13 protein-coding genes and 1 pseudogene are annotated in these 16,728 nt (G+C 69.1%); 9 read left to right on the top strand and 5 right to left on the bottom strand.

The genetic code is table 11. The features are described from left to right. Window positions 1–37 precede the first annotated feature (37 nt). The 3 genes from OZ671_RS11510 to OZ671_RS11500 form a co-directional block, all read right to left on the bottom strand. Window positions 38–346: a DUF3175 domain-containing protein gene (locus tag OZ671_RS11510; protein ID WP_268860877.1), complete on the bottom strand. Its 309-nt coding sequence runs from the start codon at window positions 344–346 to the stop codon at window positions 38–40. Window positions 347–404: 58 nt separating this feature from the next. Then, entirely contained in the window at window positions 405–3,689 is a 3,285-nt protein-coding gene (locus OZ671_RS11505) for an acetyl-CoA carboxylase family protein (protein WP_268860876.1), read from the bottom strand. 68 nt (window positions 3,690–3,757) lie between these two features. Next, window positions 3,758–5,380, bottom strand: a complete 1,623-nt coding sequence (locus OZ671_RS11500; protein WP_268860875.1) for an AMP-binding protein — start codon at window positions 5,378–5,380, stop codon at window positions 3,758–3,760. Window positions 5,381–5,571: 191 nt separating this feature from the next. Here OZ671_RS11500 and OZ671_RS11495 point away from each other — a divergent pair, with 191 nt between their 5' ends. The 5 genes and pseudogenes from OZ671_RS11495 (at window position 5,572) to OZ671_RS11475 (ending at window position 11,496) form a co-directional block, all read left to right on the top strand. Further along, window positions 5,572–6,342: a TetR/AcrR family transcriptional regulator gene (locus tag OZ671_RS11495; protein WP_268860874.1), complete on the top strand. Its 771-nt coding sequence runs from the start codon at window positions 5,572–5,574 to the stop codon at window positions 6,340–6,342. A 69-nt stretch (window positions 6,343–6,411) separates the two neighbouring features. Then, on the top strand, window positions 6,412–8,109 hold the full coding sequence (locus OZ671_RS11490) for an AMP-binding protein (protein ID WP_268860873.1): 1,698 nt from the start codon (window positions 6,412–6,414) through the stop codon (window positions 8,107–8,109). Between the two features lie 77 nt (window positions 8,110–8,186). After that, window positions 8,187–9,437, top strand: coding sequence for an ABC transporter substrate-binding protein (locus tag OZ671_RS11485; RefSeq protein WP_268860872.1), 1,251 nt, complete (start codon window positions 8,187–8,189; stop codon window positions 9,435–9,437). A gap of 304 nt (window positions 9,438–9,741) precedes the next feature. After that, window positions 9,742–11,017: pseudogene (locus OZ671_RS11480) on the top strand (SDR family oxidoreductase). Next, complete coding sequence (locus OZ671_RS11475) at window positions 11,017–11,496, top strand: DUF2269 family protein (RefSeq protein WP_268860871.1); 480 nt, start codon at window positions 11,017–11,019, stop codon at window positions 11,494–11,496. Before OZ671_RS11480 ends, OZ671_RS11475 begins: the two are co-directional and overlap by 1 nt. A 6-nt stretch (window positions 11,497–11,502) precedes the next feature. Here OZ671_RS11475 and OZ671_RS11470 read toward each other — a convergent pair whose 3' ends face one another. After that, window positions 11,503–12,375: an SDR family oxidoreductase gene (locus OZ671_RS11470; protein WP_268860870.1), complete on the bottom strand. Its 873-nt coding sequence runs from the start codon at window positions 12,373–12,375 to the stop codon at window positions 11,503–11,505. A gap of 53 nt (window positions 12,376–12,428) precedes the next feature. Continuing rightward, a complete protein-coding gene (locus tag OZ671_RS11465; RefSeq protein ID WP_268860869.1) occupies window positions 12,429–13,211 on the bottom strand; it encodes an SDR family NAD(P)-dependent oxidoreductase in 783 nt (260 codons plus the stop codon). Window positions 13,212–13,418: 207 nt separating this feature from the next. Here OZ671_RS11465 and OZ671_RS11460 point away from each other — a divergent pair, with 207 nt between their 5' ends. From OZ671_RS11460 to OZ671_RS11445, 4 genes are read left to right on the top strand one after another with little or no spacing between them, the layout of a single operon-like run. Continuing rightward, window positions 13,419–14,195 carry an enoyl-CoA hydratase gene (locus tag OZ671_RS11460; RefSeq protein WP_268860868.1) on the top strand — a complete coding sequence of 259 codons (777 nt, stop codon included), beginning with the start codon at window positions 13,419–13,421 and terminating at the stop codon, window positions 14,193–14,195. A gap of 35 nt (window positions 14,196–14,230) precedes the next feature. After that, on the top strand, window positions 14,231–15,034 hold the full coding sequence (locus OZ671_RS11455) for an enoyl-CoA hydratase-related protein (protein WP_103168419.1): 804 nt from the start codon (window positions 14,231–14,233) through the stop codon (window positions 15,032–15,034). A gap of 10 nt (window positions 15,035–15,044) precedes the next feature. Beyond that, window positions 15,045–15,782: a TetR/AcrR family transcriptional regulator gene (locus OZ671_RS11450; protein WP_038313736.1), complete on the top strand. Its 738-nt coding sequence runs from the start codon at window positions 15,045–15,047 to the stop codon at window positions 15,780–15,782. 51 nt (window positions 15,783–15,833) lie between these two features. Further along, on the top strand, window positions 15,834–16,667 hold the full coding sequence (locus OZ671_RS11445) for a PhzF family phenazine biosynthesis protein (RefSeq protein WP_268860867.1): 834 nt from the start codon (window positions 15,834–15,836) through the stop codon (window positions 16,665–16,667). Window positions 16,668–16,728: the final 61 nt, after the last annotated feature.

The following is a 16,728-nucleotide window of genomic DNA, read 5'->3' as shown; positions in this document are numbered from 1 at the left end:
TTCCATCGGCGCGACGCTGGGCGCTCCTTGCCGGCCGCTATTTCCGCTTCTTGCCGAAAGCGGCGCGCAACTCGTTCTTCGCCGCCTCCAGAACGTCCCGCTGGCGGGCGTCGAGCTTGGCGCCGGCCCGGTTGATGTAGAAGGTCAGCATCGACATGGCCGAGCGGAACGGCGCCGCCTTGCGCCGGCTGCTCGTCTCGGCGGAGCGTTTCAGCGATCGGGCAAGCGCCTTCGGATCGCGCTCGGCGAAGACGTGATCCTTGAGGTCGAGCGCGTCGCTGTGCCGTGTCACCTCGGCCGACCAGCGCCGACCCTGCGGCTTCCGCCGCGGCTGTCTCTCGGTCATGGTTGTCGTCCCGTTGTTCCTGACAAGACAACCCGGCCGGCTGGGTGCCGTTCCCGCTTCAGCGCGGTGCGACGAAAGCCCGGCGCTTGCCGACATGCTCCTGTTTCGGCACGGATTTCAGCGCGCGCATGATCCAATGGCGCGACTGGGCCGGATCGATCACCCCGTCGATCTCCAGGAACGAGGCCATGCTCACCGCCTTGCCGCGCTCGTAGAGCTCGGCCACATGCCGCTCGTAGACGGCCTGCCGCTCGTCCGCGTCGGCGATGGCCGCGAGCTCGTTGCGATAGCCGAGCCGGACCGCGCCTTCGAGGCCCATGCCGCCGAACTCGCCCGTCGGCCAGGAGACGATGAACAGCGGGGCCTGGAAGCTGCCGGCCGCCATGCCCTGGGCGCCGAGGCCGTAGCCCTTGCGCAGGACAATGGTCAGCATGGGCACGGTGGCATTGGCGCCGGAGAGGAACAGCCGCGCGACACGCCGCACGAGGCCGGTCGTCTCGGCCTCGGGCCCGACCATGAAGCCTGGCGTATCGCAGAGCGAAAGCACCGGCAGCCCGTAGGTCTCGCACAGCTCGATGAAACGGGCGCCCTTCTCGGCGCCCTCGGCATCGATCGCGCCGCCGAGATGGCGGGGATTGTTGGCGATCAGCCCCAGCGGCCGGCCCTCGACCCGGATCAGCGCGGTGATCATGCCGACGCCATGCGCCGGTCTGAGCTCCATCACCGAGCCGGTATCGGCGATCAGCTCGACGACGGTCCGGATGTCGTAGGCGCGCAGGCGGTTTTCCGGGATGGCCTGGCGCAGCAGATCCTGGTCGGCGCACCGCCAGTCCGCCACCGGTCCCTGGAAATAGGCGAGATACTGCTTGGCCGCCGCGACCGCCGCGGCTTCGTCCTTGACCAGCAGGTCGACAACGCCGTTCGGCGCCTGGACGCTCATCGGCCCGACCTCTTCCGGCCGGAACACGCCGAGGCCGCCGCCCTCGATCATGGCGGGGCCGCCCATGCCGAGATTGGCGTTCTCGGTCGCGATGATCAGGTCGCAGCAGCCGGCGATCGCCGCATTGCCGGCGAAGCAGCGACCGGACACGATGGCGATCGTCGGGGCCGTGCCGCTCAAGGTTGCCAGCATCCGGAAGGTGGGCACGTCGAGGCCGGCCACACCCATGAAATCGGTCTCGCCCGGCCGGCCTCCGCCGCCCTCGGCAAAGACGACGACCGGCAACCGCCACTCGCCGGCAAGGCGCAGCATCCGGTCCATCTTCTTGTGGTTCATGAAGCCCTGCGTACCGGCGAAGACGGTATAGTCGTAGGACATGATCAGGCAGCGGGCCTTCGTCTCGTCGAACAGCGCGCCATTGACCGCGCCGATGCCGGCAACCAGACCGTCGGCCGGGCTCATCGCCATCAGCTCGTCCAGTGTGCGGCGGCGACGCTGGGCGGCGAGCGCCAGTCCGCCATATTCGACGAAGCTGTCGTCGTCGCAGAGGTCGGCAATGTTCTCACGCGCGGTGCGCTGGCCGGTCCTGCGCCGGCGCGCCACCGCGTCGGGACGCTGATGGTCGAGCAGCGCCTCGTTGCGGGCGAGCGCCTCGGCAAGGTCGGCACGGACGTGACCGGGCCCATGCGCCGCATCCGCGCCCCCGTCGCAGACCGCGACATCGCCAGGCTCGATGAAGACCAGCGGCTGGTCGGCCGCGACATTGTCGCCCGGCGCGCCGGCAATCAGGCGCACAATGCCCGATGTCTCGGCCATGACCAGATGTTCCATCTTCATCGCCTCGATCACCGCCACGGCGGCGCCGGCCTTGACCGCATCGCCTTCCGCGACCTCGAAGCTGACCACGCGGCCGCCCATCGGCGCGGGGACGCCGACCGTGCCGGCCGGTGCCGCGACCGCCCGGCCGGCAGGCGTCGCGCTCGCTCCGGCATCCGCCGGCAGCGACCGGTCCGACTGGGCCGCCGCTGCCGCCACCAGCTCGGCCGCATGGCGTTCGACGAATCCCGTGTCGAAGGCGCCGGCGCGAATGTCGGGCCGCTGGATCAGGCCGCGCAGGAACGCCTTGTTGGTACCGACCCCGCCGATGCGGAACTCGGCCAGCGCCCGGTCGGCGCGGACCAGGGCATCCTCGAGCCGGCCGGTCGGCGTGAAGGCGATGACCTTGGCGATCAGCGAATCGAAGCTCGCGCTGGTGCGGTAGCCGGCATAACCGAAGCTCTCGACGCGGATGCCGGCGCCGCCCGGCGGATCGAAGGCGGTCAGCGTCCCCCCCGTCGGCGTCGCCGCGCCGTCGGGGCCGATGCGCTCCATGTTGACGCGCAGCTGGACGGCAAGGCCGCGCGGTTTGCCGACCGCCTCCTGCGTCAGCCCGAGCTCGGCGAGCGAGCGGCCGGCGGCAAGGCCGAACTGCGCCTGGACGAGGTCGACGCCCATCACCTCCTCGGTGACGGTGTGCTCCACCTGCAGGCGCGGATTGGCCTCCATGAACACGAAGCGGCCGGCGTCGGCATCGACCAGGAACTCGACCGTGCACAGCGTGCGGGTGCCGGCGGCCCGGGCGAGCCGGACCGCGGCCTCGGCGACCGCCTCGCGCAGGACCGGATCGAGGCCGGGCGCCGGGGCGATCTCGACGAGCTTCTGGTGCCGACGCTGCAGGCTGCATTCGCGCTCGAACAGGTGCATGACCGCGCCCGCGACGTCGCCCAGCACCTGGATCTCGACATGGCGCGCCGGCCGGATCAGCTCTTCGACATAGAGAGCATCCGAGCCGAAGGCGGCCTGCGCTTCGGACGCCGCCCGCCGATAGGCTTCAGCGAGATCGGCCGCGCGTTCCACCACGCGCATGCCGCGGCCGCCGCCACCGGCCACCGCCTTGACCATGATCGGCCGGCCGCCGAGCGACGCCATGAAGGCCTCCGCCTCCGCAAGGCTGGTCGCGCCTTCCGTGCCGGCGGCGAGCGGCACGCCGGTTTCGCGGGCGAGGCGGCGTGCCGCGCCCTTGTCGCCGAAACGCTCGAGCGTCTCGGGGCCCGGCCCGACAAAGGTCAGGCCGGCCGCGGCGACCGCCCGGGCGAAGCCGGCATTCTCGGCAAGGAAGCCATAGCCGGGATGAACCGCGTCGCAGCCGGCCGACACGGCGGCATCGACGATCGCGCGGATATCGAGATAGGCCGCGGCCCCTGCCCCCGGCAGTGCCACCGCACTGTCCGCCCGCGTCACGTGCAGGGACAACGCGTCTTCCGGCGCGAACACTGCGACCGTCGCGATGCCGAGCTCGTTCGCCGCCCGCGCGATGCGCACGGCGATCTCGCCGCGATTGGCGATCAGCACTTTCCTGAACATGTCTGTCGGGCCTTGGATGAGGGACTGCGAGGGGAATGAGGAAACCATTGCGCGGAACGGCCGCCGGCTCACGTCGTCAGCCTCTGCCGCTTGACGACGATGCCGGCCGCTTCGCGATCCCAGCAATCGGCCGTGACGCCGTCGCGCCGGATCAGGTATTTCTCCACCTTGCGGGTGGGCGTCTTGGGCAGGTCGTCGACGATCCTGACATAGCGCGGCACCATGAAATGGGCCATGCGCGGCATCAGGAAGGCGAGCAGCTCGGCCGGGTCGAGCGCGGCCCCTTCGATCAGCGAGACCGCGACGAGGATATCGTCCTCGCCATGCGGGCTCGGCACCGCGACGGCCGCCGCCTCGCGCACGGCCGGATGGGCGCAGACCTCGAGCTCGACCTCGAAGGAGGAGATGTTCTCGCCGCGCCGGCGGATCGAATCCTTGAACCGGTCGACGAAGAAATAGTTGCCCTGCTCGTCCGTGCGAAAGGCGTCGCCGGTGTGGAACCAGCCGTTGCGCCAGGCGCGCGCGGTCGCCTCGGCATCGCCGTTATAGCCGTGGTTCAGCGCCCACGGACTGTCGGTGCGGATGATCAGCTCGCCGATCTCGCCCGGCGGTACGGCGCAGTCGTGGGCGTCGACGAGACGCACTTCCAGGCCGCGCCGCGGCTTGCCGCAGGTCGCCGCCACCGTCGGGTTGGCTTCGGCGATCAGCGGACAGGACACCTCGCTCATGTTGAACAGGGTGTGCGTCGTGACGCCGAAACGCGCGTGAAACGCGACGCCTTCCGGCGCGAGCGGAATGATGATGGCGTGGCGCAGCGGCGTGGCGCGCTCGCCTGCGGCGGCCGGTTCCTTCATCAGGAAGGTCGCCATGACGCCGAGCAGGATCACCGCCGTGGTGCCGGTCACCGCCACCGTCCGCCAGAAGCTCGCCGTGTCGAAGGCATCGACGAGAACGATCGCCCCGCCCTTGACCAGCATCGCATAGGACGGTGCCGTGCCGCCGACATGGAACATCGGCAGATTGACCATGAACCGGTCGTCGGCGCCGAGATAGGGCGTGCCTTCGCCATCGGCGATCAGCGCGTTGCCCATGGCCTGAAGGTGCGCATAGGACGAGAGGACGCCCTTGGAGGGTCCGGTCGTGCCCGACGTATAGATGATGCTCTGGGTGTCCCAGGGCTCGATCGGCCGCGCCAGCGGCAGAACGTCGTCCTGCCCGTCCAGCGCGTCGGCCCCGCGAAGATCGATGCCGTCGATGGCGGCGGGCTTGCCGCCGAGCGCCACCACTGTCCCGAGCGCCGCCCGGTCGATGCCGGCGAGCCGCTCGACCAGTTCGGCGTGGGCGATCATCAGCCGCGCGCCGGAGTTCCTGACGACATGTTCGAGGATGCCGCCCCGATAGGCGGTGTTGATCGGCACATAGACTGCGCCGGCATAGTTGATCGCGAACCAGAGGCAGAGGCCGTCAATGCCGTTCGGCAGCCAGACCAGCACGTGGTCGCCTTGGCGGACGCCGAGATCCTGCAGCGCGCGGGCCGTGGCGCGGACACGCACGCGCAGCGCGCCATAGCTCAGCGTCGTGCCGTCGGGCAGAACGGCGTAGGGGGCATCGGGCCGGGCCGCGGCATGCCGGTCGACGAGATCGCGCAGGACGCAGTCGGCGCGTGCCGGAACGCCGTGATGGCCGTGCATTGCCTTGTTCTCCCTCATGGTCCCGCGCGGCCCGTTGCGGACCCGTGGGCCCGGCGCCGGCTTGTCGTTGCGATGAGACGCTAACCGTCGTCTCAGCAAAATCAATAGACCAATTAATTTCAAGTCGACACTTGACGGATGGCGGTCCAGTCTCTGTTTGGTTTGCCGCCGAGCCTGGACGAGATGCCCCGATGCCGCCTTCGCGCCGACCCACCAGCCGCCCGTCGCTCGCCGCGCCAGCCAAGGCGCCGCGCCAGACCATGCCCGTCAAGCGCCAGCCCGGCCGGCCGCGCCGCTCGGCCGACGCCTCGGCCGAGACCACCCGCGACAAGCTGATGGACGCGGCGATCGATCTCTTCGCCCGCTACGGCTACGACCCGGTGACGACCGGGGCCGTGGCCAAGGCGGCCGGCCTCACCCAGCCGATGGTGCACTACCATTTCGGCTCGAAATCGAATCTGTGGAAAGCTGCAGTCGACCGGATGATGCGCCGGCGCGGGCAGATGTTCCGCAACACCGCGCGCGATCTCGCCGGCCTCGACCCCGTCGACAAGCTCAAGCTGCTGATCCGCAGGCTGATCGAGGCCAATGCGTCCAACCCGGACTATGTCCGCATCGCCATCCACGAAGGCATGGTGCGCAGCCCACGGCTCAAATGGCTGACGAAAACCTATATCGCGCCCGGTTTCGAGGTATTCGACCAGACCGTGCGCGAGGCGATCGCCGCCGGCGCCATTCCCGACATGCCCGTGCACGACGTGACCAATGCGATCACCTCGGCGGCGTCGCTGACGCTCAGCCTCGGCGGCCTGATCGACGAGCTCTATGCCATCGACATGACCGATCCGGAACGGATCAGCTCGTTCAGCGACAGCGTCGTCAGGATCCTGTTCGACGGGCTCCTGGCGCGCCCAGCGGCGGCCGGCAAGACCCCTGCGCAGCGCAGCGCCGGGAACAATTAATTAGGCTATTGATTTTCTCCGGCGCAGCCGTCAGCCTCCTGGCAACGACAAGATGCCGAGGGGGATCCGTTGGAGGAAGCCGAATACCTTGCCGCGCTCGCGGCGCTGCGCGCCAAGCGCTGGCCGAAGGGCTGGCCGGTCGAGCCGCAATATCCGTTCGGCAAGGTGCTGCTGACCGACTATCTCAGGCGCTGGGCCGCCGCGCAGCCGGACAAGACCGCCATCGTCTTCTACGGCGCGCGGCTGAGCTATGGCGAGCTAGACGCCCTGAGCGACCGTTTTGCCGCCTTCCTGCAGAGCAAGGGCATCGGCAGAGGCGACCGGGTCGCGGTCTACATGCCCAATTGCCCGCAATTCGTCATCGCCTTCTACGGCATCCTCAAGCTCGGCGCGATCCACGTGCCGGTCAATCCGATGTTCAAGGCGCCGGAGCTGCGCTACGAGCTGAACGATACCGGCGCACGGCTGATCGTGACGCTCGACCAGTTGCATCCGACCGTCGAGGAGGTGCGCGCCGAGACGAGCCTCGAACAGGTCGTGGTCACCTCGCTCGGCGAGATGGCGCCGGCAAGCCCGGACATCGCGGCGCCGCCGGCCCTGCTCGCGACGAAACTGGCGATCGAGGGCGCGATCGATCTCCTGCCGGCCTTGAACGACGTCGCGCCCCTGCCCCGGCGCGACGATGTCGGCCTCGATGACGTCGCCGCGCTCAACTATACCGGCGGCACGACCGGCATGCCCAAGGGCTGCATCCACACCCAGGGCGACATGGTCTATACGGCCGCGACCACCGTGCCGTTCTCGCTCGGCATCGACAAGGACAGCACCTATCTGTGCATGCTGCCGGTGTTCTGGGTGGCCGGCGAGGTCTTCGGACTGATCTTTCCCTTCTTCGCCGGCGCGACCCTGGTGCTGATGACCCGCTGGGATCCGCTCGCCACCATGGCGGCGATCGACCGCTACAAGGTGACCCATGCGAGCTTCCTGGTCGACGGCGCGGTCGAGATCCTCGAACATCCCGAGCGCGACGCCTTCGACCTGAAGAGCCTTCGACGCACCGGCGGCATCTCCTTCGTCAAGAAGCTCAATCCGGACCTGCGCCGGCGCTGGCGCGAACTGACCGGCACGACGATTCGCGAAGTCGCCTGGGGCATGACCGAGACCCATACCTGCGACACCATGAACTACGGCCTGGACGAGGACGATTTCGACCTGAAGTCGCAGCCGGTCTTCGTCGGCTTTCCCGTGCCCGGCACGGATTTCAAGATCTGCGATTTCGAGACCGGCGCGCTGAAGCCGCTCGGCGAGGAAGGCGAGATCTGCATCCGCACGCCGTCGATCCTCAAGGGCTACTGGAACAAGCCGGAGGAAAGCGCGCGCTGTTTCCGCGACGGCTGGTTCCACACCGGCGACATCGGCGTCTACGACACCGACGGCATCCTGCACTTCCTCGGCCGGCGCAAGGAAATGCTGAAGGTCAACGGCATGAGCGTCTTTCCCGGCGAGATCGAGGCGATCCTCGGCCAATATCCGGGCCTGCTCGGCAGCGGCGTCATCGGTCGCCCGGACGAAGCCAAGGGCGAGGTGCCGGTGGCCTTCGTCTGGCTCGCCGAGCCCTTGCGCAATGCTCAGGGCGAGGCCGATTTCCGCGCCTGGTGCGGCAGGAATCTCGCCTCCTACAAGCAGCCGGAGCTTCGCTTCGTCGATGCCCTGCCGATGACCGAGACAGGCAAGGTCAAGAAGGAGCCGCTCCGAGAGCTCCTCTGATTGTTTCATTGGTCCCCATCTCCCCCATCCCCCCGAACGACATGAACGACAGCGCAAAAGCTGCGGAGGAAACCGACATGCCCGAAACCATCACCCTGCCGCGTGCCGGCACCCCTCGCCCGCTGCTGCGGCTCGCCCGCTGGATCGCCGCCGCCGCCCTCGTCGCGGCACCGGCGGCCGGCCACGCGCAAAGCGCGGCGCCGATCAAGATCGGCATCCTCAACGACCAGGGCGGCGTCTATTCGAGCATTACCGGCCAGGGTTCGGTCGCTGCCGCGCGGCTCGCCATCGAGGATGCCGGCGGCACCATTCTCGGCCGCCCTGTCGAGCTGGTCTTCGCCGATCACCAGCACAAGCCGGATCTCGGCGCGACGATCGCTCGCGAGTGGTACGACGTGCAAGGCGTCGACGCGATCTTCGACATCTACTCCTCCGGCGTCTCGCTGGCGGTCCAGCGCATTGCCGAAGACAAGAACAAGATCGTCGTCGTCTCGATGGCGAGCAGCGGCCTGATCGGCGGCAAGCAGTGCTCGCCGAACGGCATGCAATGGGCCAATGACGGCTATGCCGTGTCCAACCTGACGGTGCGCGGATCGTCCGGGGCGACACCCAATTCCTGGTTCTTCATCACCGTCGACTATACGGCGGGCCATTCCATCGAAGCCGATGCCAGCCGGATGATCCGCGCCGCCGGCGGCACGGTCGCCGGCGCCGTGCGCTTTCCGATCGGCACGCCCGACTTCTCCTCGTTCCTGCTGCGCGCGCAGGCCTCGGGCGCCAAGAATATCGGCTTCATCGGCGGCGGCACCGACCTGATCAACTCGGTGAAACAGGCCGACGAATTCGGCATCCGCGCCGCCGGCCAGCGCTACGTGCCGTTCTCGATGACGACGGTCGACATTGCGGCGGTCGGCAACCAGGTCGCGGCCGGCATGCCGGTGGTCCTGTCGTATTACTGGGGCGAGAACGAAGCGACCCAGCGCTGGGCCGAACGCTTCCGCCAGGCGACCGGCCGCCTGCCGACCGATCCGCAGGCCAATGTCTACAGCGCCGTGCTGCACTATCTGAAATCGGTGCAGGCCGCCGGCACGCGCGATACGGCCGCCGTGCTGCAACGCATGCGGGCGACGCCGGTCGAGGACGTCTTCACCCGCGGCGCGCGGATCCGCGCCGATGGCCGCCTGATGCGCGAGCTGATCTATGCCGAGGCCAAGCCCGCCGGCGAGATGCGCAATGCCGACGACCTCCTGCGGATCGTCTCGCGCGTCCCCGGCGAGCAGGCCTTCATTCCCCCGCAGGAAAGCGAATGCGCCCTGCTGCGGCGCTGATGAACACCGACACATGTCAGGCGCGCGACGGCGGGATCGTCCCCGTCGCGCAATGACGCAGCCTTCGAGCCAGGACTGCGCTTGATGCAGGTCACCATGTACAACTGCTGATGACCGGGCGCTGCATCGTGGACGGCCGATGGCGAGGCACGGCATCACGGCGGCCGTGGTTCGCGGCGCGCCGGGCGCACGCCTCCCGATAAGGGACCATGGAGAATGGCGCGGCGGCATTTGCTCGGTTATGGCTGGCAGCCTCGCCGCGGCGCGGCGCCGGGTACGAGCGGTTCATGAGCCGGGACGCCGAATGAAGATACTGCTGCTCGGGGCGACCGGCTTCATCGGCTCGGCCATCGCCGCAAAGCTGCTGGAGGCCGGACATGTGGTGACCGGGGTCGGCCGGCATCCCTCCCGGATGGCGCGGAAGATGCCGGGCCTGTCCTGGCAGGCCGCCGATATCGCCAAGCTCGGCGCCGGCACCGACTGGCGCGAACTCCTCGACGGCCAGGACATCGTGATCACTGCCGCCGGAGCCCCGCAGGACCGGCTGCGCGACGATGTCGCGGCGACCCAGAAACGGGCCATGCTGGCGCTCTATGCCGCCGCGCGCGAGGCGGGCATCAGGCGCATCATCCAGATCTCCGCGGAAACCGAAGGCCCCGGCCGCGACGTCGCCTTCCTTGCGACCAAACGGGCGGCGGACGAAGCCCTCGCCGCGAGCGGCGTGCCCTTCGTCATTCTCCGTCCGTCCGTGGTGATCGGGCGCAATGGCCATGGCGGCTCGGCGCTGCTGCGCGCGCTCGCGGCCCTGCCCGGCATCCTGCCGTTGATCCACGCGCGGCGGCTGGTGGCAACCTCCGATCTCGATGCCCTGGCCGCGGCGGTCGTCGGTGCGGTTGCCGGAGCCATTCCGGCAGGTGCGGACATCGCCTTTGCCGCCGCGGGACCAGGCGACCCTCGGCGAGCTCGTCGCCCTGCACCGCTCCTGGCTCGGTCTGCCCGCGGCGCGCGTGGTCGGCCTGCCGCCGGCGCTCGCGAAGCCGGTCATCTGGCTCGCGGATTTCGCCGGCAGGCTCGGCTGGCGCTCGCCGCTGCGCTCGACCGCCATGACGCTCATGGCCGGCGGGCTTGCCGGCGGAGCGATCGCCGCGCGCCAACCGGCCGCCCGGGAGACGCTCGCCGCCAATCCCTCGGGTGTGCAGGACCTCTGGTTCGCCCGCCTCTATCTCCTGAAGCCGATCATCATCGTCGCGCTGGCCCTGTTGTGGCTGGCCTCGGGCCTCATCCCGTTCCTCTCGTTCGGCGCGGCACGCGCCCATATGGAGGCGGCCCTGCCGCCGTCGCTTGCCGGGGCCGCGACGGTCGCCGCCTGCCTCGCGGACATGGCGGTGGGGCTCGCGGTGCTGGTCAGGCCGTGGGCGAAAAGCGCGCTTGTCGGCATGCTCCTTCTGAGCCTTGGCTATCTCGCTGCGGCAACCCTCGCCACGCCCGGGCTCTGGCTCGATCCGCTGGGACCGCTCGTCAAGGTCATTCCCGCGATGCTGCTCGCTCTCGTCGCCCTCGCCATCCTGGACGAACGCTGATGCCGGTCGAGGAGATCCTCCGGCTCGTCCATGTCCTCGGCGCGACCGTGCTGTTCGGGACCGGCGCCGGCATCGCCTTCTTCATGGTCATGGCGCAGCGGAGCCGCGATGCCGCCGTCATCGCCCATGTCGCCGGCGTCGTGGTGATCGCCGACACGATCTTCACGGCCAGCGCTGTGGTGCTGCAGCCGCTGACGGGCTATGCGCTCGCCCGCATCGTCGGCTGGCCGATGACCGAAGGCTGGCTCGTGCTGCCGCTTGCGCTCTACGTCGTCACCGGCCTGTTCTGGCTGCCGGTGGTCTGGATCCAGATCCGTCTCAGGGACATGGCACGCCGTGCCGCCGCCGACGGCACGGTGCTGCCGCCGGCCTTCGACCGGCTCTACGCCATCTGGTTCCTCTGCGGCTTTCCCGCCTTCTTTTCGGTCGTCGCCATTTTCTGGCCGATGCTCAACAAACCGCGGATCGTCCTGTTCTGACGGCCCTCAGCCGCGCTGGGCCCTGTCGCGCTCGTTTTGGGCCTTGATGGCATCGCGCGCGGCGGTCCACTGCTCGTCCGTCCATTCGCGCAGCTCGTAATAATTGCCGCCGGTCGCCAGCGCCTGCGCGCCGTCCATGGCGATCGTCTCGCCGCTCAGCCAGGGGCAGCCGTCCGAGAGCAGGAACGTCGCAAGGTTCTGCAACTCCTCCATGCGGCCGGTGCGGCCCATGGGATTGCGCTTGGCGGTGCGTGCGCCCGGCTGCTCCGTCGGCGTCAGGCGCTTGTTCATGCCTTCGGTCGGAATCTCGCCCGGCGCGATGGCATTGAGCCGGATGCCGTAGCGGCCCCATTCGATGGCGAGCGACTTGGTCATGGTGTGGACGGCCGACTTGCTCATGGCCGAAGGCACCACATAGGGTCCGCCATTGTGCACCCAGGTGACGACGATGGAGATGACGCTGCCTGGCTTGCCCGACGCGATCCAGCGCTTGCCGACCGCATGGGTCACGTAGAACGTGCCATGCATGACGATATTGGCGACCGCATCGAAGCCGCGCGGCGAGAGGTCCTCGGTGCGCGAGATGAAGTTGCCGGCCGCATTGTTGACGAGATCGGTCAGCGGCCCGCCCTTGAAAATGTCCTCAACCATAGCGTCGACGGCCGCCGCATCCCTGATGTCGACGCCATAGGCCGTCACCTTGCCGCCGTGAGCCGCCATCATCTCGGCCGCGGCCTCGTCGCAGACCGACTTGCGCCGGCCGCAGATGATGACCTCCGCGCCGAGCGAGAGGAACCGCTCGGCCATGCCGCGGCCAAGGCCTGTGCCGCCGCCGGTGACCAGGATGCGCTTGCCCTTGAAGATGCCGTCCTTGAACATGATGTCCTCCGGAATGTGGTTCCGCGGCCGTTCGCGGCCACCGTTTCTAGTCTTCAGAAAATCGTATAGCCGCCGTCGATCACCAGCGTCTGGCCCGTCTGATAGGCCGATGCCGGGCTCATCAGATAGACGGCGATGCCGGCGAAATCGGCGGGCCGGCCGAAGCGCCGCACCGGGATGCGCGGGCTGACATTGCGTACGAACTTGTCGTTCTGCATCATATCCGTGGTCATGTCGGTCTCGATCCAGCCGGGCAGGATGCTGTTGACCGTGATGCCATGGCGCGCCAGCTCGACGGCAATGGCGCGCACGAACGAATTCACCGCACCTTTCGACGCCCCATAATGCTCGTTGAACGCGGCGCCGTCGATCGATGCGACGCTCGAGGTCGCGACCAGCCGGCCGAAGGGGTCGCCCGCCTTGGCGCGGGCGACCATGTGGCGGGCGGCGGCCTGGAAGACATGGACGACGCCGTCGACATTGGCGCCCATGACGCGCCGCCAGTCCGCGTCGTCGCGGTCGACGAAGGAGCCGGGTTGCGCGCCGGACACGCCGGCATTGGCGAACACGCCGTCGACCCGTCCGAAGCGCGCGAGCGTACGCGTGAACGCCGCCTCGACCGCCGCCCGGTCGGTGACGTCGAGCACCTCGGAACCGGCGGCAGCGCCGAGGGCGGAGAGCCGCGCCACCGCCGCCGCGTTCTTTTCGGCATTGCGGCCCCAGACCGAGACGGCACAGCCCGCCTCCGCCAGCGCCTCGGCCATGCCGAGACCGATGCCGCCATTGCCGCCGGTCACCACGGCGACACGGCCCTTGAGATCGAACAGGCTGGACATGATGGGCTTGCCTCCGGCCGGCTTTCGTCGCGTGAAAGTCAAAAATTAAAACACTGCTTGAATTGCCTGTCCATGGCTCCTAGCCTTGGCCGAAAGCCAGAGGCGCGGCCGTTCCCCGGGTCCGGCAAGATGGCGGGCGAGAGTGCGGCAACGAACCCGTCACGGCACCCTGCCGGCCCAACGGGCCGGCCGAGGAGGAACCATCCCATGAACGAAGTCGAGATCAGCCGCGACGGCCCCGTCGCCATCGTCACCCTCAACCGCCCGCAGGCGATGAACGCCCTGTCGCGGTCGCTGATGGGGGCGCTCGCCCGGACGATCCACGGGCTGGGGCAGGACGACGGCGTCAGGGCGATCGTGCTGACCGGCGCCGGCGACCGCGCCTTCTCGGCGGGCCTCGACCTGAAGGAGCTCGGCGCGGATGCGGGCATGCTCGGCTCGGTCGATTCCGCGTCCGTCGAGGACAATCCGGTCAAGGCGATCGAGCTCTGCCCGAAACCGGTGATCGCGGCGATCAACGGCGTTGCCATCACCGGCGGCTTCGAGCTGGCGCTCGCCTGCGACGTGCTCGTGGCCTCGACGGCGGCACGCTTTGCCGATACCCACGGCCGGGTCGGCGTCATTCCCGGCTGGGGCCTGTCGCAGAAACTGCCGCGTCTCGTCGGCGTCTACCGCGCCAAGGAAATGTCGTTCACCGGCAACTTCATCGATGCCCGTACCGCATGCGACTGGGGGCTGGTCAATCATGTCGTCGCTCCCGCCGAGCTGATGCCCACTGCGCTGAAGCTTGCCGCCGACATGGCCCAGGTCTCGGCCGGCTATCTTGCCGAATACAAGCGGCTGATCGACGACGGCTTCGCCCTGCCCTTCGGCCCGGCCATGGCGCTCGAGCAGGAGCGCTACCGCCGCTACAACCAGGCCATTTCGACCGAGGAGCTCGGCGCGCGCCGGGCAGCCGTCCAATCCCGTGGCCGGGCGCAATGACCGCGCCGACAACGCCCTCTGAACCGGAGCTTTCCATGTCCCAGTCGCTCGACCTGCCGCCGACCATCCAGTTCACCCAGGCCGGCCCCGTCGCCACGATCCGGCTGAACGATCCGGCGTCGATGAACGCCCTTTCGCTCGACATGATCGTCGGCCTCCAGAACGCGCTCGGCGTGGCGCAGAAAAACGCCCGCGCCCTGGTGCTCGCCGGTTCGCCGCGCGCCTTTTCCTCGGGCGCCAATCTCGGCACCGGCATGGGCCTCGACCAGCCGTCGGCCGACCGCGACGCGGGCACGGTCCTGGAAAGCCACATCAATCCGTTGATGGTGGCCTTGCGCGACCTCACCATTCCCTGGGTCTCGGCGGTGCGCGGCGCGGCCGCCGGTGTCGGCTGTTCGCTGGCGCTCGCCGCCGATCTCATCGTTGCCGGCGACAGCGCCTATTTCCTGCAGGCCTTCCGCCGCATCGGCCTCGTGCCGGACGGCGGCTCGACCTATCTGCTCACCAAGGCGGTCGGCCGCGTCCGCGCCATGGAAATGATGCTGCTCGGCGAAAAGATCCCTGCCGCCAAGGCGCTCGAATGGGGCATGATCAACCGGCTCGTGGCCGACGAGGCGGTCGAGGACGCCGCACAGGCGCTGGCGGCCGAGCTTGCCGATGGCCCGACCCGCGCCCTTGCGCTGATCCGGAAGAACGCCTGGCTCGCGACCAGCGGCGATTTCGAAGCGGTCCTGCAGGCCGAGCGGACGGGCCAGGCCGCGGCCGGCCGCACTGCGGACTTCCGCGAGGGGGTGGCCGCCTTCCGCGACAAGCGGCCGGCCCGGTTCACCGGTGCCTGACCGGGCGGCCATGGTGCCGGCCTCGGCTCCGACCGCCGATCTTTCGCGCGGCGAGGCAACGCGCCGGCACATCAAGCTCGTCGCACTCCGCCTCTTCGCCACCCAGAGCCTCGAGGCGGTGTCGATCCGCGCCATCGTCACGGCTGCGGGGCAGAAGAATGCCGGCTCGATCAACTACTATTTCCGCTCCAAGGACGCGCTGATCCGCGAGCTGATCGAAGATGTCGCGCGCCTTCTCGACGCGCACCACCAGCGGCGGCTGAACGCGCTGGAGGCAAGCGGCGATCCGATCACCGTGCGTGGGATCCTCGCCATCCTGACGGCACCGCCCGACAGCATGGCCGAGGACGGCGGCGACGACCATGCCCTGCGGTTCCTCGCCATGGTGATGATCAACCACCGCGACCTGCTGTTCGAGGTCGTCCAGGGCGGCGTCGACCGCGGCATCCGCCGCTGTTTCGAGCATTTGCGGCAGCTCCTGCCCGACTATCCCGCGCCGCTGGTGCAGCAGCGCCTGATGCTCGCCATGCTCTATCTCTTCGCGGTCGGCTCCTCGCGCGAGGCGGCGCGCGAACAGCCGGACGCCTGGCGCAACCTGTGGGGCCATCCGGCGGCCCACGAGAACCTGCTCGACGCGATGGAGGGACTGCTGGGCGCGCCGCCCTCGCCAGCGACGCTCGCGGCGCTTGCCTCGTCCGCCCCAAAACTGCAGAAAGCGGCAGCCCGGCCCCGCCGCGGCAAGGGCTGAAACCGGCGCGGCGCGGATAACGTCCAGGGCAGGAGGCGACGCGCGGAGCACATGATGTTTTCGTTCCAGCAGGTCGATGTTTTCACGGCGACGCCGCTGCGCGGCAATCCGCTCGCCGTCGTCATCGGCGCCGACACCTTGCCGGATGCGCAGATGGCGGCTTTCGCCCATTGGACCAACCTCAGCGAGACGACATTTCTGCTGCGGCCGACCGCGCCGGAGGCCGATTATCGCGTCCGGATCTTCACTCCCAAGGGCGAACTGCCCTTCGCCGGTCATCCCACTTTGGGGAGCTGCCACGTCTGGCTGGCTGCCGGCGGCCAGCCAAAGGCGGGCGAAATCATCCAGCAATGCGCGGCGGGACTGATCCAGATCCGCCGCGACAACGACCGGCTGTCCTTCGCGGCGCCGCCGCTCCGGCGCACGGGGCCGGTGGAGGCGGAGACCATGGCGAGGGTCCTTGCGGGCCTGCAGCTGTCCGCGGCCGACATTGTCGATGCCCATTGGGTCGACAACGGCCCGGGCTGGCTCGCCGTCCTGCTGCGGTCGGCGGACGATGTCCTGACGCTGCGCCCGGATTTTGCGGTCCTGTCGGGACTGCGCGTCGGGGTCGTCGCGCCCGCTGATCGGTCGAAGACCGCCCGGGACGCGGATTTCGAGGTGCGTGGCTTTACCGCCGCGGGTTTCGAGGATCCGGTGACCGGCAGCCTGAACGCCGGTATCGCCCAATGGCTGATCGGCAGCGGCATGGCGCCGCCGGCCTATGTCGCGAGCCAGGGCACGGTGCTCGGCAGGGCCGGACGCGTCCATGTCGAGAAGGTCGGCGACACGGTGTGGGTCGGCGGCGCCGTGACGACCTGCATTACCGGCCATGTCGCTCTGTAATGCCGGCGTCCGGCGCGCGCCGCCGTGATCGGGCGGCGGCCCTGGCCGCCCTCTCCCGCCG

Origin of the sequence: Phreatobacter sp. AB_2022a (assembly GCF_026847585.1) — a bacterium.
Lineage (GTDB): Bacteria > Pseudomonadota > Alphaproteobacteria > Rhizobiales > Phreatobacteraceae > Phreatobacter.
This window is presented reverse-complemented; position numbering and strand designations above follow the sequence as displayed.